Genomic DNA, 24,921 nt, shown 5'->3' on the forward strand with positions numbered 1-24,921 from the left:
CATGGCTGAGCGCTGCACACCGACCAGCACCAAGCCAGAACCTGAGAAAGCGATCATCGTAGGCGTCGATACCCACACCTCTGAGTGGTCAGTGGATGAATCTCTGGCTGAGCTTGAACGTTTGGTTCAAACCGACGGAGGTGTGGTTGTCGCCCGGATCACGCAGCGTTTGGAGACTCCGAATCCCTGTACGTTTGTCGGCGCCGGAAAAGCGGAGGAAATTACGCAAACGGCCCAGGCACTCCAAGCGCAATTGGTGGTCTTCGACGACGAGTTAACGCCTTCACAGCAATCAAACCTCGAGCATGTGGTCGGTTCCAAGATCAAGGTGATCGACCGTACTGCGCTCATCCTCGATATCTTCGCAGCACACGCTACGACCAAAGAAGGACGCCTCCAGGTGAACCTCGCGCAGGCGGAGTATCTGTTACCGAGACTGCGCGGTATGTGGAGCCACTTGGTGCGTGAGCAGACGCGCGGCGGTATCGGAGGCCGGTTCGGTATGGGCGAATCTCAGCTTGAGGTCGATAGACGTTTAGTCAGAAAACGCATCTCTCACCTTAAACAAGAGCTCAAGACTTTGGATAAGCAACGCAAAACGCAGTCGAAGGCGCGCTGGAAATCCGGTATCTATCGGGTCGCTCTGGTGGGCTATACGAATGCCGGAAAGTCGACATTGCTGAATGCTCTGTGTGGTTCGGACGTCTATGTACGCGATGAGCTCTTTGCGACGCTTGACCCGACGACACGCACGATTGAGTTACAAGAGAGCAGAAAGATCACGATCACTGACACGGTCGGCTTCATTCAGAAGCTGCCGACGCTGTTGGTTGATGCTTTCCGGACGACCTTGCAGGAAGCCATGAATGCGGATCTGCTGCTTGAGGTCGCTGACGCCTCAGATCCCCATGCCCTGAAAGAACTGAATGTCGTTAACCAGACCTTGAAAGAGATCGATGCTGATAAGATCCCACGGCTCGTTGTCCTGAACAAATGTGATCTGGTAAGCGATACAGATCTGCACAATCTGTTGTGCCACTATCCACAGGCTGTCTGCATCTCAGCCCTTCAAAAGAAGGGGTTGCGTGGCTTGCTCTACCACATTGCTCAGGAGGCTTCCAGAGGCGATGTGAGCATGACGGTTGGAGTGCCGTATAACAAGGGAATCCTGATGAGCATGCTGCATGAGCGCTGCCAGGTGATCCATGAGGAATATAAGGATAAGGGCCTACAAGCAACAGCAAAGATCCCGATAAGGCTCAAGAAGGTCTTTGAGCCTTATCAGGTAGACGCAGGTTCAATAGCAAGCGCTGAGCCTTAGAAATCTAAAACAGGAGCTGCTATAAGATCAACGACCGAGCAACCAAGATAATGGGCTGGTGCACGATGTAGAAAAAACAACGTGTACCGGTCCATAAATTGTAACGGTCGACATTTATTAAGCTCAACCTTAAAGTTAGCCGAGATGTTCCTGAGGGGATAGGCCAAACAGGGCGAGAAACACTACCACAAAGATGATTGCGGCGGAATAAACCCTGAAGATGAATGTGAAAGCGCTCTAAGAGGGCGCGGAGCAGCGTACAGGCGCCGATACAGAACATGATCCCGAAGCTAATCGGATATCTAACAGTCTAGATAACGGGTGATAGTGTACCTACGTCGAGCTGCGAAGGCTTGTATCGGCCACCATCGTATGGCGAACCACTCCTGCAGTTCCAGGCCACCTATCACGGGCTTGGTTGACCCAAAAGAGCTAGACCTACCAGTTAAGGTAGCTTTTGCATGTTGACCTTGGATATGTCGGTGAGGTACCAGAGGTAGCATTTGAGCCACAAGCAAAAGATTGTTCAGGAAAGCCCATGTTCTCGAGGCAGATACGCTCTACCGCATCAGCCCTGTAGGGCTTAAGAAGCCACTGTGAGCGCGCGCCTTGCCGTAGAGGATCGTGGCACCCTTCTGAGGGTTCTAAGGGCATCCTTTAGTTCTTTTCGTGGATGGCTTGCCATGGCTACATGCTACAGTGACCGGGTTTTTGTGGGCATCTATCGCTAAAGCGATGCAGAGGAGCTGCGCCGACAAGCTGCGCTTGCTCGCCTGTCTGAAGGTGTGGGGAAGATCGGTGTCAGCGATGTTAGGTCTCATTGAGGCAGGCGCGCTTGCTGAGGATGATTCTGTCTTGGTAGCCATCGACTGCCTAGAAAACCCTCTGCCTTTACTCCCAGGTTGTCTGGTGGGTGATGACTTCCTCGGCTATGAGCCCAAAGGCATGCTGTAGCGCATGAGGTGGATGAAGAAGACCCATCTCGCTAGCTCATAGCAGGTGTGCTTAAAGACAGCTCCCGTAAGCGAGCTGTAGCTGCAACCGCACGCAGGGCAACTTCTCCTCTAGACAGCAGTTCTGTTAGAAAAAGGCTACAAGCAGGTAGTGCAGAGACCGGTGAGAGTTATTGCGTGAACAGGCGCACATCACACCGGCGATAAAGAGGAACGCCCAGAAGATGCTCACATGCCAAATATCGATGAGGGGGGGAACCAGGGGAGCAACAACCCGAAGATGTATCTCAGGTCATAGGTGTCGCGGAAGCACATCATCGATATCACAGAGACACCCCGCAAGGTATTGAACAGGCTGAGACGGTTCTGTCTCTTAGTTTTTGTGTTCATACGGACTAATTATTGAATGAGCGGATCAGCGCGGTAACTTTGCCCAGAATGCGGGGATTGTCAGCATAGACAGGCTCCATGGTGTCGTTTTCTGGCTGCAAACGGATCCGTTCCTTCTCACAGTAGAAGGTTTTGACCGTAGCACTGTCATCGATCAGAGCAACGACGATCTCCCCGTTGTGAGCCTCCTGCTCTTCCTTAACGACAATGTAGTCCCCATCAAAGATCCCGACGTTGATCATCGACTCACCGTGAACCTTCAAGATAAAGGAACTGGAATCCCCGACGATACTTGTCGGCAGTGTCATGTGCTCTTCGACATTCTGCTCTGCGAGGATTGGCCGACCTGCGGCGACGCGTCCCACGACCGGCAGGCTCATCATGTTGCGATCGGGATCCTCGACCACCTGTGCCAGGGGCTGGCTTTCCTGTTGCGCAGCTGATTTCTGTTCGGATTCATCGGGGACAACCTCGATTGCGCGAGGCTTCTTGGACTCACGTTTGATGTAGCCGCGGTCCTGCAACACAGTCAAGTACATGTGGACGGTGGACGGGGAAGCAAGCCCAACCGCTTTCCCGATCTCTCTGACTGAGGGCGGGTAGCCATGGTTCTGGGTGTAGGAGCAAATGAAATCGTATATTTGCTGCTGACGTTTGCTTAGCTTGTCTCTCATAGCTGCTCCTCGCCTACTTTTTCCATATCATACGGGAAAATATGGCTCATTGCAAACAAATGTTCTATTTGAGTTGACACAAACATATGCTCGTCCATACTAAATACAAACATTTGTTCGAATCGACTTTTCGTGTGACAACACTTTGATATAACGATTATCGCGAAACACAAGGGAAGGTGAACACATGATGAGATGTGGCGAGTATGAATTATCCCTAGCAAGCCCAATCTGCATAGCTGTGCTCGACAGGCCCACTGTAGGGCATCCCATTGAGGTATAGCTGACAGCTAAACACATCTGAAAGATCTTCTCCCGGCGAGGCGTTGCGTTCCTTACGTTGTGGTAGTTTCCCGCCGACACGACCTACCGAGGCGATAGTGAACTACCACATGACATATGCCGACAGCTTTATGGCTGCCACCTTGAGGCTAGCAGGGGATACGCGCAGCTTAGCACCTGCCGAGTACCGTCCTTTTCTGTCCCGGGACTTCGCTACGTATCCGCCAAAGGTTTGCCTATGGTGCAGATCTGTGCGCTTCAGGTGTGACGGGTGCAACCGCGACGGCGTCCAAAGATAGCTCTGTCTTGCCTGCGGCAGAATCTTTACCCCTGCAGTCGGGCACTGTCTTCTATTCAAGGCAACTGCCTGTCTTAGAAGGGGCGATGGTTTTGCTGAAGATCCTTAAGCAGTAAGAGCAAGGCGGCATGCACCTGTGACACCAGACTCCTTTGTAGTAGAGGGCACCATGCTCTCACATAAGGTGTGGCTCGACGAGACCTCACTGTCCGCTCGATTCTGCCGAGCGTGTCGGTTCTCCAAAAACAAAGATCTGCATAGGTGCTACCGCAGACGTGCACAGGGTCACAGAAGGAGGGGTGCAACAAGACGAGCTGGAAAAGGACATAGGATACCCTCTGAGGTCATAGCACAAAAGGGTCCGTGCTCGTGTACGACACCCTGGGCCTTAGGGAAGCGATGATTAATTCCCAATAATGTGCCAAAGAGGATCAGCCACGTGGCCTTTCGCAGCCGGCATGGGCATTAATCATCGTTTCCTTAGGAGTAAAGTGCACGGCGCTAAGGCATGCTGCTGAACAGCGACGATCCCTAAGGCATGGTCAGCTAGGAGTGCAACCTACTCAAGAGTCTCCCGAGGTCTCACAGCAAATTTAGGGCTCTTCGCTACTTATGGTGGGTAGCACTCCTGTATCCCCTTGAACACGTGGCGCCCGGACGGAAGGATTTTGCCGGCGGAAGGCTTCGGTCCTAAGGCGCGATATGGATGCTTAAGGCAGGTATGCTGGCAAGGCTCTTTAAGAGGCCCCATGGGGCTTAGGGACGAATGGGAGCTCTTCGATGTCTGGTTTAAGGAGCGCAGATAAGCACAGGGTATCCTGCATGTGGGGGTCGCGTACTGGGAGGGCCAGGTGGTGGTGAGCCCCTGTATGCCATAGGAAGTGCGGCACCTGTGACACGTGCGAGAGGACCTTGTGGCATCTTAGCATCTGGCAATACGATACGATCGTGCACTGCGCGCTGCTAAGGGCCGACTGCCCCAAAGACGGCGTGCATGCTTGCAGGATGTCCTGGGAGGTGCGGCCGAAGACGCACTTCTCGAGGCGCAGCTGATAAGTGATGGCGCTCTTTGGCATGAGCGTGGCGGCAATAGCGTATCTGGTGCACGAGACAGCCCACGCGCATATGGTGCCTGCTGAGCAAGGCGGTATCGCAGGCAAGGGATGCCGCCGACTACTCCGGCATCGTGCGCGTGAGCATAGACGACACCGCCAAAAGGCGCAACCAAAGCTACATCAGCATCATGGCCAACCTCGACCACCAGCGCGCCGTGGCCGTCACGCAGGGCAGGGACAAGGGGGCCTTAGGCAGGCTCTGAGACGAGCTTAAGGAGCACGCAGGGGACAGGGAGAAGGTCCAGAAAGTCACGCGCGACATGGCTTTAAGGCATACTCGCTGGGAGTCTCCGAGATGCCCCAGGCCGCACAGATTGTGGACAGCTTCCATGTGGTGCAGCTCCTGAACGTGAGGTGCGCAGAGAAGCGCGAGTCCGCCAAGAAGCACAAGACAGCTTGCGCAGACGAAATACATATGGCTCAAGAAGAGGGAGGTGCTCGATTCACACAACTCCATATCGGCCAGAAATTGGTGATTCCGGTCACAAATAAGTAAAGTGTATGAACATATTTTTAAGGCAGCGTTAATTTTTCTTGGATAGCGCGCCAAAACGCCTCCATGTGGCCTCCATGTGATATGTTTAATGAGCTGTAAGAGCACAGGGAGGCACTATGCGCTGTCCAAGGTGCGGATGCGAGGACTCTAAAGTTATCGATTCTCGACCTTCGGAAAATGATGCGATTAGGCGTCGGCGTGAATGCGTTCGTTGCCACTATCGCTATACAACCTATGAGCGTCTTGAAGAAACACCGCTGATGGTTGCAAAAAAGGATGGTACTAAAGAGACCTTCGACCGGACGAAACTGCGACGGGGTTTAATTCGCGCAACCGTGAAACGCAATATCCCCGTGGAAAAACTTGATGTGTTGATTGATGATATCGTGTCGGAATTGCGCGACAAAGGAGTATCTGAGGTTCCCTCCAAGGAAATCGGCGAAATGGTCTTAAAGCGGCTTCTGAAGCTTGATAAAGTAGCCTATGTGCGGTTCGCTTCAGTGTACCGAGACTTTAAAGATATCGATGAATTCAGCGAAGAATTGAGGAGTCTTTCTCAATGAACCAAGAGCACATAAAACTGCCGATCGTTCGCCTCGATAGGTCTGTATCGCTTCCACAGTATGCCTATGAGGGAGATGCCGGGCTTGACCTCCACTCTGCGGAGGATGTCACGCTGCGCCCCTTTGAACGCTGCCTTATCTCGACAGGATTAGCGGTTGCGGTCCCGGAGGGCTATGCGGGCTTTGTACAACCAAGAAGCGGCCTTTCCTTAAGAACCGGGCTATCCATGGTGAACACTCCCGGCCTCGTGGATTCACACTACCGCGGCGAGCTCAAGATCTGTGCGATCAATCTTGATCCCAACAATGATATTGAAATTACTAAAGGCGAGCGCATTGCGCAGCTCGTAATCCAGCGCGTTGCCGCTGTTGACCTTATCGAGGTGCAGGAACTCGATGAAACCGACCGCGGCGAAGGTGGCTTCGGATCCTCAGGTACAAATTAATATTCGTTATCTCAACGGCTATATGGTAATGATCGATCATATAGCCGTTGAGTATAGTTAGGCCTTGTTGTCTATTAGAAGAAAGGGAGGGGATTTTTTCGATGGAAGAGTTTTTTAAACTCAAAGAGCGCGACTCTTCAGTTGCTCAAGAAGCACGCGCAGGTCTTACGACATTCCTTGCAATGGCCTATATTATCGTCGTCAACCCAGGACTGATGGTGATTGCAGGCGTTCCAGTTAACGCGGCAGTAACTGCTACGTGCATCGGTGCAGGCATCATGACCATCCTCATGGGCCTCTTTGCGAACCGCCCGGTCGCTTGTGCTTCCGGCATGGGCATCAACGCAGTGGTTGCGTTCACCCTGACCGCTATGACTGACGGTGACTGGCACGCCTCAATGGCTGTCGTCTTCGTCGAGGGCGTCGCAATTCTGCTGCTCGTCCTGTGTGGTCTCAGAGAGGCGATCATGGATGCAATTCCGATTCCGCTTCGTCACGCTATCTCTGTCGGCTTAGGTCTCTTCATCGCAATGATCGGCCTCAAAGACGGTGGCATCATCGTCGCCAATGACTCCACGATGGTGGCGCTCGGTCAGGTCATGAGCCCAACCTTCGTCGTAGGCGTCATCTCCATTGTCGCAACGCTGATCCTCTATGTGGCTGAGGTCCCTGGTTCTCTGCTCCTCGGTATCCTGATTGCCGTTATCGCCGGTATTCCTTTGGGTGTCACCCAGGCCCCAACCGGTGTTGTCTCTCCGCTTGACTTCTCCAGCTTCGGTGCACCGTTCCAGACTGATGCAAACGGCATCGCAGGCATCGTAAAGGTCCTCACCACACCAGTGCTTCTGGTCTTCGCGTTCTCGCTCATGATGTCCGACTTCTTTGACACGATGGGTACTGCAATGGCCGTTGCTAAGCAGGGCGACTTTCTGAATAAGGATGGCTCCGTTGAGAACATCAAGGAGATCCTGATCGTCGACTCTGCAGCAGCAGCTGTGGGTGGTTTCATCGGTGCTTCCTCCATCACGACGTTCGTTGAGTCTTCCTCCGGCGCCGCTGACGGTGGCCGTTCCGGTCTGACTTCTGTCTTCACCGGCATCCTCTTTATCATCGCGGCTTTCTTTGCACCGCTGATCAGCGTTGTAAGTTCTGCGGCAACCTGCGGCGCACTGGTTATGGTTGGCTACCTGATGATGAACGATGTTGTCGACATCAACTGGACCGACATCACCGAGGCATTCCCGGCATTCATGATCATTGCCGGCATCCCAATGACCTACTCCATCTCCAATGGTATTGGCTTTGGCTTCATCACCTATGTGATTGTTTCCCTGATCGCTGGCAAGGCCAAGGACATCAAGCCCCTGATGTGGATCTCCGCCATTGCCTTCCTGATCTACTTCTTGATCGTCTAATGGTGTGGCAACTGATTCCATCGATCGTGAGCAAAGCAGCTTCCTGGTTATATCGGGAAGCCGCTTTTTTTGGGCTCTTCGCTACTTATGGTAGGTAGCATATCTGCATCCCCTTGAGGGCGTGGCCTTTAAACGGCAGTATTTTCCCCAACAGGAGGCTGTGTTCTGGAGGTGCGATATGGATATTCAGGCAGGGATGCTAGCAAGGCTCTTCGAGAGGTCGATGGGACTCAGCGACGAATGGGAGGTCTCCGACGTCTGGTTTAAGAAGCGCGAGGAAGCGCAGAGCGAGCTCCATGTGAGGGTCGCGCACAGGAAGGGCCAGGCAGTGGAATGCCCTGTCTGCCATAGGATGTGCAGCACCTACGACACGCGCGAGAGGACCTTGTGGCATCTCGACATCTGGCAGTACGAGACCATCGTGCACTGCGCCGTGCCCAGGGCCGACTGCCCCAAGGACGGCGTGCATGCCACAAGGATGCCCTGAAAGGTGCGCCCGAAGACGCACTTCACAGCGCTCTTCGAGGCGCAGGTGATAAGTGATGGCGCTCTTTGGCATGAGCGTGACGCCGGTCGCGCAGCAGCTGCACGAGACAGCCCACGCGCATATGGCGGCTGCTGGGCAAGGCCGTCGACGAGGCGAGGGATGCCGCCGACTACTCGGATGTCGTGCGCGTGGGCATAGACGACACCGCCAAAAGGCGCAACCAGAGCTACATCAGCATCATGGCCAACCTCGACGGCCAGCGCGCCGTGGCCGTCACGCAGGGCAGAGACAAGGGCGCCTTAGGCAGGCTCTGCGCCGGGCTCGAGGAGCACGGAGGGGACCGGGCGAAGATCCAGGAGGTCACGCGCGACATGGCCGAGGCATACTCGCTTGGCGTAGCTGCAGAGATGCCCCAGGCCACACAGAGCGTGGACAGGTTCCATGTGGTGCAGCTCCTGATGAGGGCGATCGACCCTGTGAGGTGCCAAGAGCGGCGCGAGTCCGCCTCGAAGCGCCGGCAGCTCGCAGGGACGAAGTACCTGTGGCTGAAGAAGAAGGAGTCGCTCACAAAGCGCCAGCGGAGGCACGCGCCTGCCAGATGGGAGAGGCGCTGCAGGACGTCTACTCATGCGCAGACAGACAATCGGCGGCCAGGGCCCCAGAGCGCCTCTGCTCGTGGATGGCGCACTCTGCCGTGGCCGAGATGAAGAGTGTGGCGAAGACCCTCAGGAAGGAGCGGGAGGGGGTCCTGAACTGGTGGAAGAGGGGATCTATCAACTCCTTCCTGGAAGGGCTCAACTCCGTCGTCCAGTCGGTCCGCAGCATCGCCAGGGGCTTCAGAAGCATCGCCTACTTCAGGACAATGATCTTCCTCAGGCTAGGCCGTCTGGACTTCACGGCCCAGAAGAAGCTGGCATGCGCTACCCACTAGAAACGTCGAAGAGCCTTTTTTGGTACCTATAAAGAGATCATTTGCGCAGGTAAATACCCTTTTTTCTTACGTGTACTGTAGGAGAGAAGGCGCCTCTCTTGAGGGGAATTCCATATCGACACTTTATGGAGACAAAATAATTGTCTGTCGTCTGAAAATAATACCGGTTTACTGGGAAAAAGTTTTACTAATAGAACTTATCAGCAGGGGAGAAGAGATAATGGCAGATACGCAGAAAGTACTCGACACGGTAATCATCGGTGCAGGCCCGGCAGGCTTAACCGCAGGGATCTATGCGCAGCGCGCACTGTTGTCAAATGTAATCCTGGAGCAGGAGGCTGTTGGCGGACAGATCGTTTTGACTGACACGGTCGATAACTATCCGGGCATCCCACACGCCAATGGCTATACGCTTGCAGATTCCATGCGCAAACAGGCGGAGGACTTAGGGGCAAAAATCGTCTCTGAACAGGCCGTTTCCATTACCAGGGATCCTGAGACAAACCTTTTTACCACGAAAACGGCTGAGAAAACCTATGTCTCAAAAATTTTGATTGTAGCTGGGGGAGCCACGCCCCGGAAAGCAGGTTTTGAGGGTGAGGATCAGTTCGCAGGCCATGGTGTATCCTACTGCGCAACCTGTGACGCGATGTTTTACCGCAACAAGCCGGTCTATGTGGTCGGTGGCGGCAACTCAGCGGCTGAGGAAGCCCTGTTCCTAACTAAGTTCGCCTCTAAGGTCATCATAGTCATCAGAAAGGACCATATGCGCGCTCAGGCCTCCGTACAGCGTCAGCTTGAGGAGAACGACAAGGTTGAGATCAGATACCTCACGAGCGTCGTTAAACTCGAGGGTAACCAGTTGGCGACTGAGATCACGCTCAAGCACAACGATACACAGGAGACCTATAGTGAGAGTTATGAGGAAGGTGGATTCGGCGTCTTCGTCTTTGTCGGTAGAGTACCAGCGACCAACCTGATCAAGGATATGGTCGATGTGGATGACCACGGCTATGTGAAGAGTGATGAGGCGATGAGCACGAAGACACCGGGACTGTTTGTCGCCGGAGACATCCGTCAGAAGATGCTGCGTCAGATTGTAACTGCAACCGCAGACGGCGCCATCGCCGCAACATCAGCGGCCGCATACTTGGGACAGCACATCGCATCATGAAATAGTTGTGGGAGGGACTGAATTAACCGGTCTCCCCCGCCGTTTTTATAGATGTACGATAATATATGTTATGTAAAGTAAGACGTTATGAGCGATACTGAGCCCTCTCCTTCTGCTTACCTATTTAGACTTGTCAGAGGGGCTCTCAGAGCCTGAGTCAGGTGATACAGCATCAGTTGTAACAAAGGCTTGCGGCCGACAGAGATCAGTGAGCTCCTGTTCGGCGCTTGCCAGATTGGAACGGTTAATCAACACGGTGATCGTGTCCGTCGGTTCCAGAACCGTGCCGCCCTGTGGAGCGATCTTGGCACCGGCGCGCTCAACCAAAATCACGTGCGTGTTGTTCGGCCATGGAATATCTCTGATAGCCTTACCGGCGGCTAGGCTGTTCAGTGTCACGTTGTAGGTACGCATTGACACGCCGTGCAGCTTCTTCAGCTCTGCATCTCCTGGCAAGGTTCCCAAAAGGTTCTTTAAGAGGTGCTCGTAGAACGGATCCACATCGAGCAGGTTGGCAGTCACGAAGGCCAACATGGAGACGATGCTGACGGACAAGAGCGTATCCAAGCTGCCGGTCAGCTCAAAGACGAGGACAATTGCGGTAACCGGAGCCCGCACCACACCCGCAAACAGGCCTGCGATACCCAGGTAGATGAAGTTCATCATATACATCTCAGAGACCCCGAAGAAGCCTAAAATGCGACAGAACAGGGCTCCTGAGAGCGAACCCATAACAACAAGTGGGAACAGCGTGCCGCCCGGGGCGCCTGAGGCAAAGGAAATCGTCGTAAAGAGGTACTTCCCCACCAGCAGGAAAATAATTGTACCGATTGACAAGGCATAAGGATTCTGGAGGCGCTCGATGATTGCATCGCCGCCGCACATGAGGTCCGGCGCAGTAAACGCGATAATACCGGCCAGTGCGAATGGGATCGCGATTCTGGTATACGGCACATAGCTGTGGATCTTACCGTAGAGTTTCTGGCACCCGAACATCCCCTTGTTGTGCAGGGCTCCCAAGAAGCCACAGTAAATGCCCATGAGAATAACGAGAACATAGTTTGGGGTGTGCGGCAGATTGTTCACGATCAGCTGGAAGTTGAGGGTTGGCCGCATACCCAAGACCTGTGAAACTAAAAAGTCTGACACCACGGCAGATGACATGGCGGTCATAACGAGAGAAGCTGAAAAGACCTTATGGATCTCCTCGACCGCGAAGAGCACACCGGTAAGCGGCGCATGAAAGGCTGCGGCCATACCTGCGGCGGCGCCGCAGGTCACAAAGAGACTTTCGATGTCCCGATCCTTGTGGAAGAGCTTTGAGACCGCTTTACCGGACATACCGCCGAGCATAACCGAGGGACCCTCACGCCCCAAGGAAAGGCCGCCGAAGCAGCACAGGGTCCCCTCCACGAACTTGGTCCACATGACCTTATACCAGGGCATATCGAGGCGTCCGATCGCTTCGGCGTCGGTCTGTGGAATGCCGGAGCCTTGGGTATAGGGCTCGTAGAGCATGAGCTTACCGACGATGAAGACCAAGGCAGCCAACACGACAAACCAGAGGACGATGAAGAAGAGGTTGCTCTGTGCCCACGACGTAATCGCACGCATGGCGCCTTCCGCCCACGAGAGCACCCGACGGTACAGGACAACCGCGGCTCCCCCGGTCAGACCGACCAGGGCGCCTTCAAAAACGAGCTTTGCCTGTGCGCTGCGAGAAAATCGCTCAGTTAAGGGCTGCTGCTTCATGCTCATACCACTTCAATATCTTGTATCGAGTTGGATGTTTTTTGGATCTCTATAGAGCATACGCCTCTAGGCGTCAGGATTTAATGCTGTCGATCAGGTCTAGTCTACCTTGACCAAGGTGTAGACCTCTTTGTTGCCGCAGGCCTTCGCGATAGTCTCACGTGGATGGAGATACGTAAGCTCGAGCATGAAGGAGAAGCCCTCGACGCGTGCGCCGGATTGCTTGACGAGCTCAGAGGTTGCTACTGCGGTGCCGCCGGTTGCCACTAGGTCATCGACGATCAGGACGCGGTCGTCCTTGTTGAGCGCGTCCTTGTGGATCTGCAGCTCATCGGTGCCGTACTCGAGTGCATAGGTCTGAGAGTAGACCTCACGCGGAAGCTTGCCTGGCTTACGAGCCGGCACAAAGCCTGCGCCCAGGCGATATGCGACCGGAGCTCCGACCAAGAAGCCACGTGCCTCAGCGCCGACGACCTTGGTGATACCCTTGCTGATAAAGTGGTCAGTCATATCATCAATGGCGGCAGACATACCCTGCGCATCAGCAAAGAGCGGCGTGATGTCCTTGAAGATGACTCCTCGCTCCGGGTAGTCGGGGATGCTTACGATCAGCTTCTCATAATCGATCTTGGACACAGTGGATCCTTTCTTCTTGGTTAGGACTTGCTCTCATGAGACATGGGTTTTCCGGCATCGTCCACATCCATATCCTTAAACGCAGCTTGAAGCATACGTCTTATCAACGTATCACGAATCGTATCTGTGAGCGCCAACATCTCATTAACAGCATCAGCAAACTCCCGCTGCTGTGAGGCGGAAGGCTCGTTGCCCTTCTTCGCGTAGAGCGTGCCTAAAGACTGCTCGAACATGCCTTCCTCACGGTTGGCGGCAAACGCGTACATACGCAGATTGCGCGGGCCGATGCCATAGTGACGCAGGCGTGACGCACATCTGATTATTTTAAAATCTTTCCCGTCTACCAGGTCACGGCCATGGGGGGATTTTTTCAAAACAATAATACCGGCGTCAGCGAGCTGCCTCACAAAACTTACAGGGGCGCCCGTTAACTCCGGCATCTTATCGATCGGGTGTAATTTATTAATTGTCTCCTGATCATCTTGGGGGATCGCAACCTGCGTGGCTCCCGGCTCCGCAAAGCTTCGCTCGGGGCTCACGCTCTCCCCTCTGTCCTGCCGCTCCAGCTCCTCTTTTATCACACTCAAGGGTAAAAAGCGCGTCTTCTGTAGATAGAGGATCGTCTCAAGCCGCTTGACATCCCGCGGTGAGTAGAGACGGTATCCGCCCGGTGTACGGGCAGGATTCAGGAGTCCTTCGTCCTCAAGGTAACGTACCTTTGAGACCGAGAGATCGGGGTACCGATTTTGTAGGCGTTTCACTACCTTGCCGATAGTAAGATATCCTGCATCGGTCATACAGTGCTTACGCTCCGGTCTCGATACGGGAAGTAATCCGGTTCGTATGGAAGACGAGGCGAAAGGTACCGATCTGTACCGTGGACCCATCCTTCAAGAAGGTTTTGTTGATGATTGCGCCGTCAACCCAGGTGCCGTTGAGTGAGCCCAGGTCAGTGATGATCACGACGTCAGATTTGAGAGCGGTCAAGTCGATCACTGCATGATGGCGCGAGACGGTCATATCGTTCAAACAGATGTCATTTGAGGGATCACGCCCCAGCGTGATCTTGTCCTTATCAAGCTCAAATGTCTCCCCTGTCTGAGGGCCTTTGACTATGGTTAAGGAAGGGTTGGTGTACGGGGATCCGCCCATCAAGTCCGGAATGGTGGCGTCATTGTCTGGCATACGGAAGATTTGAGTCTGATCGGGGGCCTCGTTATTGTTGTGAGGTTGTTGCATACCTATCCCTTCAAAGCAATTTCGTATTATCCCTATTCTAACGCTAACGACACGCAATGCAGGCAATCTCAACGCGCGCATTTAGAGGAAGTTTTTGCACCTCCACCACCGAGCGCGCCGGCGCGGGTCTGCCAAAGCGCTTTGCATAGACTCTGTCCATTGCCTCAAAATCATTCAGATCGGTGAGATATACCGTGGTCTGGGCCACATCGGTGAGAGTCAAATCAATTGTGGAAAGGATGTTGGCAGTGATATCGAGCTCTCGCTCAACCTGCTGCGCCACATCGTCGGACACGAGCTTCTCGTTGTCGTGCTCTTCGACCGGGAGCTGCCCTGAGACGAAGATAAAGCGACCAGCGGTCGTTCCCTGGGAGGAGGATCCGAGGGCTTCCGGGACATGCCGGGCATTGACAGCATATTTCATAGGGAGATCACTTTCTCTTGGGCATCTATTCTTGGACGGTCAGGGCACGGGCCCCGATGTAGTCGTTCTCGTGACGCAACAATCCCTGACGCATCAGATCGTGTTTGGAGGCCTCATGGGGCTTTGCCTCGCTGAGCGGCGCCAGATACTCCAGGTTCTCCGCGGCAACCTGTGCGGCAGCAGTGAGACCCACTGGCGTCAGGGTATTGAAGGAGAGCAGTGAGCAGAACATCACGGGTGCCGACTGTGGGGGTACCAATAGTATCAGACTCGGCCGATCGTTGATGCGCATGTTGATAATGAGGGCCGGGATGTGGTTATCGAGCAAGGCGTCGTGTACCTGGTTCGTCTCCGGTACGGCAGAACCGTCCTTTAGATAGTCTGAGAGGATCTCTGAGGCCGCCTCACCCCACAAGAGGAGCGGCGTCAGGCTCTGACTCACCTCTTCCATCTCAAGCCCCTGATAGGGCGCGAAGCCGTTCTGATTGATGTTTGCAACAAAGTTGAGCCAAGCCGCGAGAATATCCCCGGAAGCGCTGATATCCCACAGCACGTACTCCTGATCCCCGGTGCGAGCAACGAGCGGGATTGAGGCGATCCTGCTGTCCCCCAGAAGAACCGGCTCAAAGGCGCACTCCCCGACTCCGAGCTTCTGACCTGCGCAGGTCGCTTCGATAAAGCTCTGAGCGACCGGTCCGGAGAGACGCACGGAATAGCACCCGGACAGGTCGGTGAGTCCAGTCCCGTGTCTCAGCGCGGTGTATTCTTCACCCTGATTCTTGTAGGCAAGGGCCACTTTGGTGCCCTCTTTCACAAAACCGCCGAGTGTCGCGCCCAGTGCCAGCTCTTCATAAGCCAACACAGAGAGGTTGTCAGACATCTCTGTGTTCTTAGTATCTCCACTCATGGACAACATTCCTTTCGATAGGGAAACAGATGGGGATACCGGTATCAGCAGCGGTTTTGGGGTGCGGGTTGGTCGTAATAAAGAGTATCTCGGCAGCCTGCCGGTCCCCTTGCTTCCACTGTGTTGTTTGATATAAGCTCCCCGGCACCGCGATCGAGACATCGACCGCATGGGATTTTTCGGATGTGATATCCCCGTGGTTGGGCCATACATAGCCTGATGCCGGAGCAACAGCTACAACATCTTGTATCCAACCTACAATATTTGCATCACGAACCGTGGCAATACGGACGCCGGGGACGATGAAGGTTCGCTGGTGATCGGTACTATAGGTCCAATCGATCAGAGTTTTAGTGTCATTGAAGCGGCCTTGGCGGGTCTTGCAGCCCATCACGCAGGTATAGATACGGGTAGAGCCCCGCTGACAGGCCCCCAAGAATGTTGTCTCATCTTCTACCGCGCCGGTTTTGATACCAAGCATACCGGGGACGCTATTTAAGAGCGTATCGCTTGACCTTAACGTCCTGGTCTGTTTTGTCTTTTTGTGCCCGCGTGTGGTGGTCACCGTGACTTTTACGGAGGCCTGTTTCACAGTCTGCGCTATCAGCGGATAGTTTGTGAGCGCGTAGCGTCCCATCGTCACCAGATCGCGAGCAGAGGAATAGTGGTTGTCCTCTTTGAGCCCAGTGGGATTGACGAAGTGGGTGTTGTCCATTCCCAGCTCCTGGGCCTTCTGGTTCATTGCATCGACAAAGGCATCCCGGGAGCCATAGGTGGCCAGCGCGAGCTCTTCGGCGGCATCGTTTGCGGAATAGACGAGCATTGCGGAGAAGAGCTCTCTGAGGGTCGGGGTATCCCCTTCCTGGTATCCCGCAATCGAAGCTCCACTCTCCAACGTAATCTTTTGGCAAGTGAACGTAGAGTCCATGTCGGGATTCGTGTCGAGCACCACCATCGCGGTCATGACCTTCGTAATGGAGGCGGAAGCCAGGTGGTCGTCCTCATTGGTCCCCCAGATCTCCTGTCCTTCTGAATCGACGATGATCGCAGAGCGGGCCTCACTCAGGCTCGGGGCATCCTTCGTCTCTGCCGCCTGCGCCTGAGTGCTACCCGGGAGCGCGAGCAGGGCACACACGAGACAGGCGATGAGACAGATAAGTAAACGTGGTTTGCGGATCACCGATCCCCCCCAGCACGAGACGAGTGGAATAGAGCACCTGTGGTTGTAGATAGTATTGGCGCGACAGGTGCAGAGATGCTGCCTACTGATTCTTCTGGTCCTTCTTTTCGGCTAATACCTCATTGCGGATACCGATACCGATCTTGGTATAGGAGATCGCGGTGATCGTCGAGAAGATGATGCCGATATAGACGCAGTAGATACCCGGCGCCATCGGAGTGCTGTTCAAGCCGGGAAGCCAGGAGACTGTTACCCAGCCCAAGCCCGGGAGGACCGGGAAGTTGACCAGCAGATCGACGAAGCCGAACATCAGAAAGGCCGTTGCGACCTTACCGGAGAAGATAACGTCAACCGGGCGCTTCCTGAAGCGCTGCAGATAGATGATACCAGCAGCGAGGTAGGCATCACGGCCGATAATGAAGACTGCGATCCACACAGGGATGTCGCCGGCGATCACAAGGCCAAGGACACCCGCAAACAACAGTACACGGTCCATCACCGGGTCTGCGATCTTACCGACCCAGCTCACGGTCTGGGTGCGGCGGGCGACTTGTCCATCCAGGAAGTCGGTAACGCAGGCGATTGCATAGCAGACGAGACCGACAACGCGGTTCCCATGGGACGCAAAGATACACAGGAACACGATGGTCAAAATAAGGCGGCACAGAGTGATCAGGTTTGCGACCGTGAATACCTTATCGGAAGGATTGTTAGGGGTTCCGACCGGGTCAGTCGTGGTACCTGCGCTCTGTTTTGCAAAGGTTTCCGGCGCAAGGTGCGCTTTTGCTTTTTCAGCTAGTGTAAGTTTCTTCTTCGACACTTGATCCGCCCTCTTAGAGTTTCCAGATTTATAAGTATCCCTTCCATACTAACGAATGGCCCGATTTTTATAAAAAATTATGCAAAACTCTTCAAGATTATTCGTAACAGTAGATGGGCGGTAGAGGGTAGCGCATAAACGGTAAGGTGTAACCTTCACCGAAGAGTCTCTTGATCCGCCGGTGCAGCTTATATGGCACCCCAGGGGACACCTGTCTAATCATTCGCTCTATCGGATTCTGGGTTCGATGCCCTGAGCTATTCCTGCCGCTCCGCTTGGCTCTAGCGGTTTTCTGAGCCATTCAAACAGCTCATGGCCCTGATACGCTACGATGCTTTTGCCTTCGTCGCCCTTCCCAGTCATAAGAAGCCTTACCCGGTCTCCAAGCCATGCTGGTTGGCATTGACTTTCTTTGCGAGGACAGGTCCTCTTCGGTCGTGTTGGCCAAATCTTGGTAGAGGTACTTAGATAAGGTGTCAAAGAATATCCAAGCCGTCCGGACCGACGCTTGCAATGGGTTCGACGAGCGGCATCAGCTGAGGTGTTGGTGGCTATAGCTACTCCGTCGCCGACGCTTTCCTCAACCTCAGCAAAGATCGCCCTCCTTGCGGCTAGATCCTCTGTGGTAGACTCAAGAACAAAGTCGACACCTTGAAACACTGTGAGATTGTCCCTCGAAGGGGTAATACGGGCTATGATATCCTCTTTGGGCTCACGGAGCATACTGTTGGCCTCAAAGGTCTCCAGATCGTGTGTGAGCGCTTTCACACCAATGTCTAGGCCCAGCGCTTGGGTCCTTCCCAGAAGGTGCACCTCATAGCCACACAGAGCAAACTGCAGGGCTGTTGCATGTCCCATCGTTCCCGCGCCGATTACCTATACATTTTCAACATTCATGTATGTTTGCCTTCCACAATTTGACCGTCAGCTTATAGGTGATACATGTAGGTCCGCTGTACAGACAGCGGAACTGCCTATGCTTGTCTGTTACTATCCTCTCAGGCATACTCAATCAAAATAATATGGAAACTCCTCACGGCAACTGATAGCGAAGATGGGTGGCATAGAGTACCGTACTAGCGAGAGTGTTTAAACCCTTCAATAAGGAGTGTCTATGGGCAGAATTGATGGCGTCGGTGTCGCCTTTTGTGGCGGTGGATTTCGTGCGTTTGCGGAGGTTGCCGCACAGGAAGATATGGAGAAGCACAAGATCCCGATCGGGGCCGTCGCAGGCACCTCGATGGGGGCTTTGGTCGCGGCGCTTGTAGCTGCCGGCCTTCCCTCAGAGCGTGTGGCAGAGCTTCTGATCGAACTCGACAAGATGGTGGTCGATCAGCAGGTCTTGAAGGTCGGCCTTCGCAACGTTGCCTCTATCATCGGTACCCACGGCATGATCGACTCAGACACGTTGGAGCCACTCGCCATGCATATTCTGGATGAGGTGGGAATCCATACCTTTGCGGACTTTAAGCTCCCGATCGCAATCTGCGCGGTGGACGTCGTCGGCGGAGACCTCTTCATCTTTACTAATGACGCAGAGCTGTTCAAGAGCGAAGAGGAAAACTCCTGGCACGTGATCTGCAATGATCAGCTCGATGCCGCCAAGTGCGTGATGTGCTCCGCGTCCTATCCACTCGTGATCTCCCCCACCACCTATGTAGGCCACACCTTTATAGACGGTGGCTGCCGCATGAACCTCCCTACACCGCTCTTTGACCGCTCTCAGGTCGATGCGGTGGTCGGGGTCGGTATGATCCGCAAGAGCCGCTCCATCAAGGACATGCAGCCGCTTACAATCGCACAGCAGACGATCAATATCGGCGCCAACCAGCTGGACCGTATCTATGCCCAGATCGCGGATATCTACATCAACCTGCCCGTGCTGGGCGATGACGCTTTCCAGGCAGGCACCGGCAAAGAGGTTATCGAGCAAGCCCGCCAGATGATCGCGGACCACCCGATCGATTGGTCGGTGGCGCAGCCGTCGACCTGGACCGCAATGCGCAGAGCCGCCATCGATACGCTCTCGAAAATCGTGCGTAGAACGCAGGGCTAAGTTCTACAACGCCTCTATAACCTGATGTATGGCGTGGATTACAGCATAAACCATACGGGCCCCGGAGTGTTCGTGCTCCGGGGCCCGTACGTCGTACAGTGGGCTTCAGTTAGAGACAGTGTGTCTTAGAGATGCCAGATATCCTTGTTATACTGGCGGATGGTGCGATCAGAGGAGAAGTCACCGGCCTGTGCGATGTTGACCAGGGATTTCTTGAGCCAGGACTCACGGTCTTCGAAATCTCTCAAGACCAGCTCCTTCTTCTGGATGTACTCTTCGATATCGAGCAGCGCCATGAACCAGTCCTTGTTCGCCATATCGTCGTGCAGGCGCTGCAGGCGTCCCGCATTGCCGAGAGCCATGAAGGACGGGTTGGTGATAAAGTCAACGAGCAGCTTGATGCCCGGCTTCTCGTAGTAGTCATGCGCGTGGTAGGCATTCTCAGCGTATAGGTGCTCGACCTCCTTGGAGGAGGTACCGAAGGTGTAAATGTTGCCATCACCGACAAGGTCCGCGATCTCGACGTTAGCACCGTCAAGGGTGCACAGCGTTACGGCGCCGTTGAGCATGAATTTCATGTTTGAGGTGCCGGAAGCCTCTTTGGAGGCCAGGGAGATCTGCTCGGAAATATCCGCTGCCGGGATCACACGCTCTGCGGCGCTCACGTTGTAGTTCTCGATCATGATGACCTGCAGGTGCGGGGACACGACCGGGTCCGCCGCGATCCAGCGGGAGAGCATGAGGATCAGGTGGATGATGTCCTGAGCGATCGTGTAGGCAGGAGCTGCCTTGCCACCGAAGATGATCGTGATCGGATGGGGCGGAATGTTGCCGTTCTTGATGTCAAGGTACTTCCAGATGATGTAGAGCGCGAGCATCTGCTGACGCTTGTACTCGTGAATACGCTTCACCTGGACGTCGATGATCGCGTCCTCAGGGATGTGGACACCCTGGTTCTTCCAAATGAAGTCACGCATGCTGATCTTGGCCTTGTCCTTTGCATCGTCCAGACGCTGCAGGACGGAGTCATCGTCCTTATAGGCCATAAGCCCGGTGAGGTCGCAGGTGGTGCGCCAGTCGGTGCCGATCACGTCGTCGAGCACGCTTGAGAGCGCAGGGTTGCAATCCATAATCCAGCGGCGGAAGGTGATGCCGTTAGTCTTGTTGGAGAACTTCTCCGGATACATCTCATAGAACGGATGCAGCTCGGTGTCCTCGAGGATCTTGGTGTGCAGTGCGGCAACGCCGTTGATCGAGAAGCCATAGTGGATCGCCATGTGTGCCATGTGGACAGCGCCGTCGCGGATGATTGCGACATCCGGGTTGTCACCGTATTCCTTCTTCTCGAGCTCGTCGAGCTTTTCGATGATCTCAGCGATGCGCGGGGAGACCGTCTGCAGGCTCTTGAGCGGCCATTTCTCCAGGGCTTCGGCCAGAATCGTGTGGTTCGTGTAGGCGACCATATTCTTAACGATGGAGACAGCCTCATCGAAGTCAAAGCTGTGCTCGTCGACGAGCAGGCGGATGAGCTCCGGGATAACCATCGAGGGGTGCGTATCGTTGATGTGGACAACTGCGTAGTCAGGTAGATCGTGCAGGTTGCTGCCGCGCTCTTGCGCCTCATCGATGATGAGCTGCGCAGCGTTGGAGACCATGAAGTACTCCTGATAGACGCGCAGGAGTCTGCCGGCATCATCGGAGTCATCCGGATAGAGGAAGAGTGTGAGGTTCTTCTTGATCGCGGTCTTGTCAAAATCGATTGAGTTGGGCGGAACCAGGGAATCGTCGACGCTCTCCAAATCGAAGAGGCGCAGACGATTCTTGGTGGTGCGCTGATAGCCCAGGACGTCGATATCGTACAGGCAGGACTTCACAGAAAAGCCACCGAACTGGACGGTATAGAATTTCTCGTCCTTCACGAGCCAATCCTGACGATCGAGCCAGGTATCCGGCTCTGCCGCCTGCTGCAGGTCGATGAATTTCTGGTGGAACAGGCCGTAGTGCCAATTGAGGCCGATACCGTCACCCGGAAGACCGAGCGTAGCGATAGAGTCGAGGAAGCAGGCTGCAAGGCGACCGAGGCCACCATTGCCAAGCGAAGGTTCGACTTCACATTCCTCTACGGCGCCCAGGTCGTGGCCCGCTGCAGCGAGTTGTGACTTCACGTCGTCGTAGATACCGAGCTCCAAGAGATTGTTGGTGAGGAGCCGGCCAATCAAAAACTCTGCGGAGAGGTAATACAGACGGCGCTTGCCATCATTTAAAGGCATCACCGCGGCGTGCTCACGAACGAGATCCTCGAGCATCGTACAGATGGTCGGATTGTCAAGTTCGGCGAGCGGACGGCCAAACTTCTCCTGAGAGCGTGCTTCAAGATCGATCTTCATGCGAAACCGAACCTCCAATAGTCGTAGGTGTCAGGAAGACTAAAAGATGGGGACCAATATGCGCGGCTTCCAAAATCTTATTGAGGAAGCTCGGGACCCTTCGCGTCAGGAATCCGGAAGTAGGTGTAAGTCAGATCGGTGAGCTCCTGCTCGATAGCCGGTGTAATTGCACCCGGGAGCATGCGCCAACGCCAGTTGGCACCGACGGTTGAGGGCACATTGATGCGGGCGGAGTTGTCCAGTCCGAGCAGGTCCTGCATGCGGTAAATGCAGGTATCACTGACGGAGGCTGCGACCGCACGGTCGATCGCCTGCGCGATATTCTCGTCCTCGCTCATGTGCAGGTAGTGTGCAGCCGCCTTGCGGACCTTCGGTGTGGCGGAATCCTTGAACCAACCCACCACTGTCTCGTTGTCGTGCGTCCCTGCATAGGCAACGGTGTTCTCGGAGTAGTGATGCGGCAGATCGAAGGAATCGCTGTCAGAATCCAGAGAGTCAAACCCGAACTGCAGGATCTTCATACCCGGGAACCCAGTGTGCTCACGCAGCGCGATAACATCCGGCGTCATAAAGCCCAGGTCCTCTGCAATGATTGGCAGATCACCGAGCTTCTCTTTTGCGGCGTCAAAGATCGCCTCTCCAGGGCCTTTGACCCATTTACCGTAGCTCGAATCAGGTGAGCCAAACGGAACCGCCCAATAGGCGGCAAATCCGCGGAAGTGGTCGATGCGCAGGATGTCATACAGTGACAGGCTTGCTTGCAGGCGCTCAATCCACCAGCTGAAGCCATCCTTCTTCATCTGCTTCCAGTCATAGATGGGGTTGCCCCAGTATTGGCCGGTGTCAGAGAAGACATCGGGCGGGGTGCCTGCAACGCAGGTCGGCGTCCCGTCCTTATCGGTGCAGAACATCTCAGGAGCTGACCACATTTCGACGGAGTCACGGGATACATAGATGGGGATGTCACCGATAATGAGGATACCGTGGTCGTTGGCGTACTTTTTGAGGCGCTTCCAGTCCCGATAGAAGAAGTACTGAGTCATGCGGTGGTACTGCATGTCGTCTTCATGCTTGGCGCAGAGCTTTGCGCTCTTTTTGCCGCGCTTGCGGTACTCTTTAGGCCACTCATAGTACGCGTGGAGCTCAAATTGCTCTTTGATGGTCATGAACTCGCAGTAGGGTTCAAGCCAGGAAGCGTTCTGCTTGCAGAACTCCTCATAGTCCTCAGGCGGATCGGCGATAAAGCGCGGCAGTGCACGCTCGAGGATGGCGCGATGCTTCTGAAACAGCTCACCGTAGTCGACTGTATCCATACCCATGTGGCCGATCGGTAAGGCTTCGAGATCCTTCTTCGTCAGATACCCCGAATCCAGGAGATCCTCAAGATCGATGAAGTATGGGTTACCCGCGAAGGCGGAGAATGATTGATAGGGAGAATCACCAAAGCTCGTTGTGGTCAGTGGCAGGACTTGCCAATAGCGCTGATGGGTACGAGCGAGAAAATCAATGAATTCGTAAGCCTCACGTCCGAACGTGCCGATCCCCACAAAGCCCGGAAGCGACGAGACGGGCATGAGTACGCCACTTGCTCTCACCATAGTGACCTCCCCCTTTTGTGTATTTGCGCATCTACGAGTTGGCATAATTACACGATTCCGTGATGTTACATATAAGAATCCCCTGCCCCATTCGCAAATGCGAATGGGGCTTACATCTTGTTGGTATTACAAAAAAGGGATTAAACTTAGTTGATAAGGCTGTTCGTGGTCGTCTTATCGAAGAAGTGGATGGCATTCGGCTCAAACTTGAAGGAGATCTTTGCACCGTCCGCAAAGGATCTGCCACTGCCGCTTTCGAAGTCGATGGTCGGGATGACTAAAATGAAGTCATAACCCTCGACGCTGGCATGGACATGGACGGTGGAGCCCATCAGCTCGGACACGTCGATGGTAGCGGTAAGGGTACCTGGATCGCCTGCATCAGCAAGCTGCATCTGCTCAGGACGGACACCTGCAGTGACATCCATGGTGTTGATGCCATTTGCAGCAAGCGCCTGGCAGGTCTCAGGAGAGACCTGGATCGTGCTTCCCAAAGCATCAAGCTCATAAGAAGAACCATTCTTTACAAGATGACCGTCGAAGAAGTTCATCTGAGGGACGCCAATGAAACCTGCGACAAAGAGATTCTTCGGCTTATTAAAGACCTCCTGCGGGGTACCGATCTGCTGTACTACGCCGTCCTTCATAATGACGATACGGTCGCCAAGCGTCATAGCTTCAGTCTGGTCGTGCGTGACATAGACGAAGGTTGCATTGATGCGCTTACGAAGCTTGATGATCTCAGCACGCATCTGATTTCTGAGCTTTGCGTCCAGGTTGGAGAGCGGCTCGTCCATCAGCAGGACCTTAGGATCCCGGACAATGGCGCGGCCGATTGCGACACGCTGACGTTGACCACCGGAAAGCGCCTTCGGCTTACGGTCGAGATACTGGGTGATGCCCAGGATCTTTGCAGCATCGCGGACCTTCTTGTCGATCTCGTTCTCAGAAACCTTGCGGAGCTTCAGCGGGAACGCCATATTATCGTAGACAGTCATATGAGGATAAAGAGCATAGCTCTGAAAGACCATAGCGATATCGCGGTCCTTCGGGGCAACCTCATTCATAACCTTGCCGTCGATCTTGAGAGTACCTTTTGAGATGCTCTCGAGGCCAGCGACCATACGCAGAGTCGTGGATTTGCCACAGCCAGATGGGCCGACCAGAACGACAAACTCGCGGTCTTTGATATCGACGTTGAAGTCATCTACTGCGACGACGCCCTCATCGGTAATCTTGAGGTTATTCTTCTTCTCTGGCGCTTCGTCTTTTTTCTTACCGCGATGCTTCTTCTCCTTCTCCGTATTCGGATAAATTTTTGTAATATGCTCCAGGGTGACTTCTGCCATGGTTATTGAATCCTTCCATAAGTGCAGC

At 54.4% G+C, this 24,921-nt stretch carries 22 protein-coding genes and 1 pseudogene; 10 read left to right on the forward strand and 13 right to left on the reverse strand.

Going from position 1 to position 24,921, the window contains the following annotated elements:
* Nucleotide 1: 1 nt before the first annotated feature.
* A complete protein-coding gene (gene hflX, locus J4859_RS08675; RefSeq protein WP_212329081.1) occupies nt 2-1,321 on the forward strand; it encodes a GTPase HflX in 1,320 nt (439 codons plus the stop codon).
* A 1,348-nt stretch (nt 1,322-2,669) separates the two neighbouring features.
* Here hflX and lexA read toward each other — a convergent pair.
* Nucleotides 2,670-3,338 (reverse strand): transcriptional repressor LexA, encoded by a 669-nt coding sequence (gene lexA / locus J4859_RS08680; protein ID WP_212329082.1) that lies wholly within the window; start codon nt 3,336-3,338, stop codon nt 2,670-2,672.
* Nucleotides 3,339-5,104: 1,766 nt separating this feature from the next.
* Between lexA and J4859_RS16930 the strand changes: the two genes are divergently transcribed.
* From J4859_RS16930 to J4859_RS08720, 8 genes and pseudogenes are all read left to right on the forward strand, one after another.
* Complete coding sequence (locus J4859_RS16930; protein ID WP_256436696.1) at nt 5,105-5,236, forward strand: hypothetical protein; 132 nt, start codon at nt 5,105-5,107, stop codon at nt 5,234-5,236.
* Nucleotides 5,237-5,313: 77 nt separating this feature from the next.
* Nucleotides 5,314-5,529 carry a transposase gene (locus J4859_RS08685; RefSeq protein WP_256436870.1) on the forward strand — a complete coding sequence of 72 codons (216 nt, stop codon included), beginning with the start codon at nt 5,314-5,316 and terminating at the stop codon, nt 5,527-5,529.
* A 116-nt stretch (nt 5,530-5,645) separates the two neighbouring features.
* The gene (nrdR, locus tag J4859_RS08690; protein WP_212329086.1) at nt 5,646-6,092 is read left to right on the forward strand and encodes a transcriptional regulator NrdR; all 447 of its coding nucleotides are present in this window, start codon (nt 5,646-5,648) and stop codon (nt 6,090-6,092) included.
* Entirely contained in the window at nt 6,089-6,538 is a 450-nt protein-coding gene (gene dut, locus J4859_RS08695; protein WP_212329088.1) for a dUTP diphosphatase, read from the forward strand. Before nrdR ends, dut begins: the two co-directional genes overlap by 4 nt.
* Before the next feature lie 101 nt (nt 6,539-6,639).
* Nucleotides 6,640-7,953, forward strand: coding sequence for an NCS2 family permease (locus J4859_RS08700; RefSeq protein WP_212329090.1), 1,314 nt, complete (start codon nt 6,640-6,642; stop codon nt 7,951-7,953).
* A gap of 223 nt (nt 7,954-8,176) precedes the next feature.
* The gene (locus J4859_RS08705) at nt 8,177-8,440 is read left to right on the forward strand and encodes a transposase family protein (RefSeq protein WP_212329092.1); all 264 of its coding nucleotides are present in this window, start codon (nt 8,177-8,179) and stop codon (nt 8,438-8,440) included.
* Nucleotides 8,441-8,679: 239 nt separating this feature from the next.
* Nucleotides 8,680-9,371 (forward strand): annotated as a pseudogene (locus J4859_RS16240) (transposase).
* Between the two features lie 220 nt (nt 9,372-9,591).
* Nucleotides 9,592-10,545: an NAD(P)/FAD-dependent oxidoreductase gene (locus tag J4859_RS08720; RefSeq protein WP_212329098.1), complete on the forward strand. Its 954-nt coding sequence runs from the start codon at nt 9,592-9,594 to the stop codon at nt 10,543-10,545.
* 120 nt (nt 10,546-10,665) lie between these two features.
* Here J4859_RS08720 and J4859_RS08725 read toward each other — a convergent pair whose 3' ends face one another.
* The 9 genes from J4859_RS08725 to J4859_RS08765 form a co-directional block, all read right to left on the reverse strand.
* Nucleotides 10,666-12,303, reverse strand: a complete 1,638-nt coding sequence (locus J4859_RS08725; protein ID WP_212329100.1) for a ClC family H(+)/Cl(-) exchange transporter — start codon at nt 12,301-12,303, stop codon at nt 10,666-10,668.
* A gap of 93 nt (nt 12,304-12,396) precedes the next feature.
* On the reverse strand, nt 12,397-12,933 hold the full coding sequence (locus J4859_RS08730) for an adenine phosphoribosyltransferase (RefSeq protein WP_212329102.1): 537 nt from the start codon (nt 12,931-12,933) through the stop codon (nt 12,397-12,399).
* 20 nt (nt 12,934-12,953) lie between these two features.
* Entirely contained in the window at nt 12,954-13,730 is a 777-nt protein-coding gene (locus tag J4859_RS08735; RefSeq protein ID WP_212329104.1) for a MerR family transcriptional regulator, read from the reverse strand.
* 7 nt (nt 13,731-13,737) lie between these two features.
* Nucleotides 13,738-14,172, reverse strand: coding sequence for an FHA domain-containing protein (locus tag J4859_RS08740; protein ID WP_212329107.1), 435 nt, complete (start codon nt 14,170-14,172; stop codon nt 13,738-13,740).
* A 43-nt stretch (nt 14,173-14,215) separates the two neighbouring features.
* A complete protein-coding gene (locus J4859_RS08745) occupies nt 14,216-14,596 on the reverse strand; it encodes a RidA family protein (protein WP_212329109.1) in 381 nt (126 codons plus the stop codon).
* Between the two features lie 25 nt (nt 14,597-14,621).
* Nucleotides 14,622-15,503, reverse strand: coding sequence for a hypothetical protein (locus tag J4859_RS08750; RefSeq protein WP_212329111.1), 882 nt, complete (start codon nt 15,501-15,503; stop codon nt 14,622-14,624).
* Nucleotides 15,487-16,683 (reverse strand): D-alanyl-D-alanine carboxypeptidase family protein, encoded by a 1,197-nt coding sequence (locus tag J4859_RS08755; RefSeq protein WP_212329113.1) that lies wholly within the window; start codon nt 16,681-16,683, stop codon nt 15,487-15,489. The genes J4859_RS08750 and J4859_RS08755 overlap by 17 nt, the downstream gene beginning before the upstream one ends.
* An 82-nt stretch (nt 16,684-16,765) precedes the next feature.
* Nucleotides 16,766-17,503, reverse strand: a complete 738-nt coding sequence (locus J4859_RS08760) for a CDP-alcohol phosphatidyltransferase family protein (RefSeq protein ID WP_212329115.1) — start codon at nt 17,501-17,503, stop codon at nt 16,766-16,768.
* 228 nt (nt 17,504-17,731) lie between these two features.
* Nucleotides 17,732-18,376 carry a 3-hydroxyacyl-CoA dehydrogenase NAD-binding domain-containing protein gene (locus tag J4859_RS08765; protein ID WP_256436871.1) on the reverse strand — a complete coding sequence of 215 codons (645 nt, stop codon included), beginning with the start codon at nt 18,374-18,376 and terminating at the stop codon, nt 17,732-17,734.
* Nucleotides 18,377-18,617: 241 nt separating this feature from the next.
* On the opposite strand from J4859_RS08765, the gene J4859_RS08770 reads away from it, so the two are divergent.
* Nucleotides 18,618-19,559: a patatin-like phospholipase family protein gene (locus tag J4859_RS08770; protein ID WP_212329118.1), complete on the forward strand. Its 942-nt coding sequence runs from the start codon at nt 18,618-18,620 to the stop codon at nt 19,557-19,559.
* Between the two features lie 125 nt (nt 19,560-19,684).
* Here J4859_RS08770 and glgP read toward each other — a convergent pair whose 3' ends face one another.
* From glgP to J4859_RS08785, 3 genes are all read right to left on the reverse strand, one after another.
* The gene (gene glgP / locus J4859_RS08775) at nt 19,685-21,946 is read right to left on the reverse strand and encodes a glycogen/starch/alpha-glucan family phosphorylase (RefSeq protein WP_249113571.1); all 2,262 of its coding nucleotides are present in this window, start codon (nt 21,944-21,946) and stop codon (nt 19,685-19,687) included.
* A 77-nt stretch (nt 21,947-22,023) separates the two neighbouring features.
* Nucleotides 22,024-23,649 (reverse strand): 4-alpha-glucanotransferase, encoded by a 1,626-nt coding sequence (malQ, locus tag J4859_RS08780; RefSeq protein WP_371812241.1) that lies wholly within the window; start codon nt 23,647-23,649, stop codon nt 22,024-22,026.
* A 41-nt stretch (nt 23,650-23,690) separates the two neighbouring features.
* On the reverse strand, nt 23,691-24,893 hold the full coding sequence (locus J4859_RS08785) for an ABC transporter ATP-binding protein (RefSeq protein ID WP_212329120.1): 1,203 nt from the start codon (nt 24,891-24,893) through the stop codon (nt 23,691-23,693).
* Nucleotides 24,894-24,921 lie beyond the last annotated feature (28 nt).

This window comes from Atopobium sp. oral taxon 416 (genome assembly GCF_018128285.1).
Lineage (GTDB): Bacteria > Actinomycetota > Coriobacteriia > Coriobacteriales > Atopobiaceae > Olsenella_L.

Coding starts and splice junctions, on each gene's coding strand:
- hflX (WP_212329081.1), top strand. CDS start 2: ATGGCTGAGCGCTGCACACCGACCAGCACCAAGCCAGAACCTGAGAAA.
- lexA (WP_212329082.1), bottom strand. CDS start 3,338: ATGAGAGACAAGCTAAGCAAACGTCAGCAGCAAATATACGATTTCATT.
- nrdR (WP_212329086.1), top strand. CDS start 5,646: ATGCGCTGTCCAAGGTGCGGATGCGAGGACTCTAAAGTTATCGATTCT.
- dut (WP_212329088.1), top strand. CDS start 6,089: ATGAACCAAGAGCACATAAAACTGCCGATCGTTCGCCTCGATAGGTCT.
- J4859_RS08700 (WP_212329090.1), top strand. CDS start 6,640: ATGGAAGAGTTTTTTAAACTCAAAGAGCGCGACTCTTCAGTTGCTCAA.
- J4859_RS08705 (WP_212329092.1), top strand. CDS start 8,177: ATGGGACTCAGCGACGAATGGGAGGTCTCCGACGTCTGGTTTAAGAAG.
- J4859_RS08720 (WP_212329098.1), top strand. CDS start 9,592: ATGGCAGATACGCAGAAAGTACTCGACACGGTAATCATCGGTGCAGGC.
- J4859_RS08725 (WP_212329100.1), bottom strand. CDS start 12,303: ATGAGCATGAAGCAGCAGCCCTTAACTGAGCGATTTTCTCGCAGCGCA.
- J4859_RS08735 (WP_212329104.1), bottom strand. CDS start 13,730: ATGACCGATGCAGGATATCTTACTATCGGCAAGGTAGTGAAACGCCTA.
- J4859_RS08740 (WP_212329107.1), bottom strand. CDS start 14,172: ATGCAACAACCTCACAACAATAACGAGGCCCCCGATCAGACTCAAATC.
- J4859_RS08745 (WP_212329109.1), bottom strand. CDS start 14,596: ATGAAATATGCTGTCAATGCCCGGCATGTCCCGGAAGCCCTCGGATCC.
- J4859_RS08750 (WP_212329111.1), bottom strand. CDS start 15,503: ATGAGTGGAGATACTAAGAACACAGAGATGTCTGACAACCTCTCTGTG.
- J4859_RS08770 (WP_212329118.1), top strand. CDS start 18,618: ATGGGCAGAATTGATGGCGTCGGTGTCGCCTTTTGTGGCGGTGGATTT.
- glgP (WP_249113571.1), bottom strand. CDS start 21,946: ATGAAGATCGATCTTGAAGCACGCTCTCAGGAGAAGTTTGGCCGTCCG.
- J4859_RS08785 (WP_212329120.1), bottom strand. CDS start 24,893: ATGGCAGAAGTCACCCTGGAGCATATTACAAAAATTTATCCGAATACG.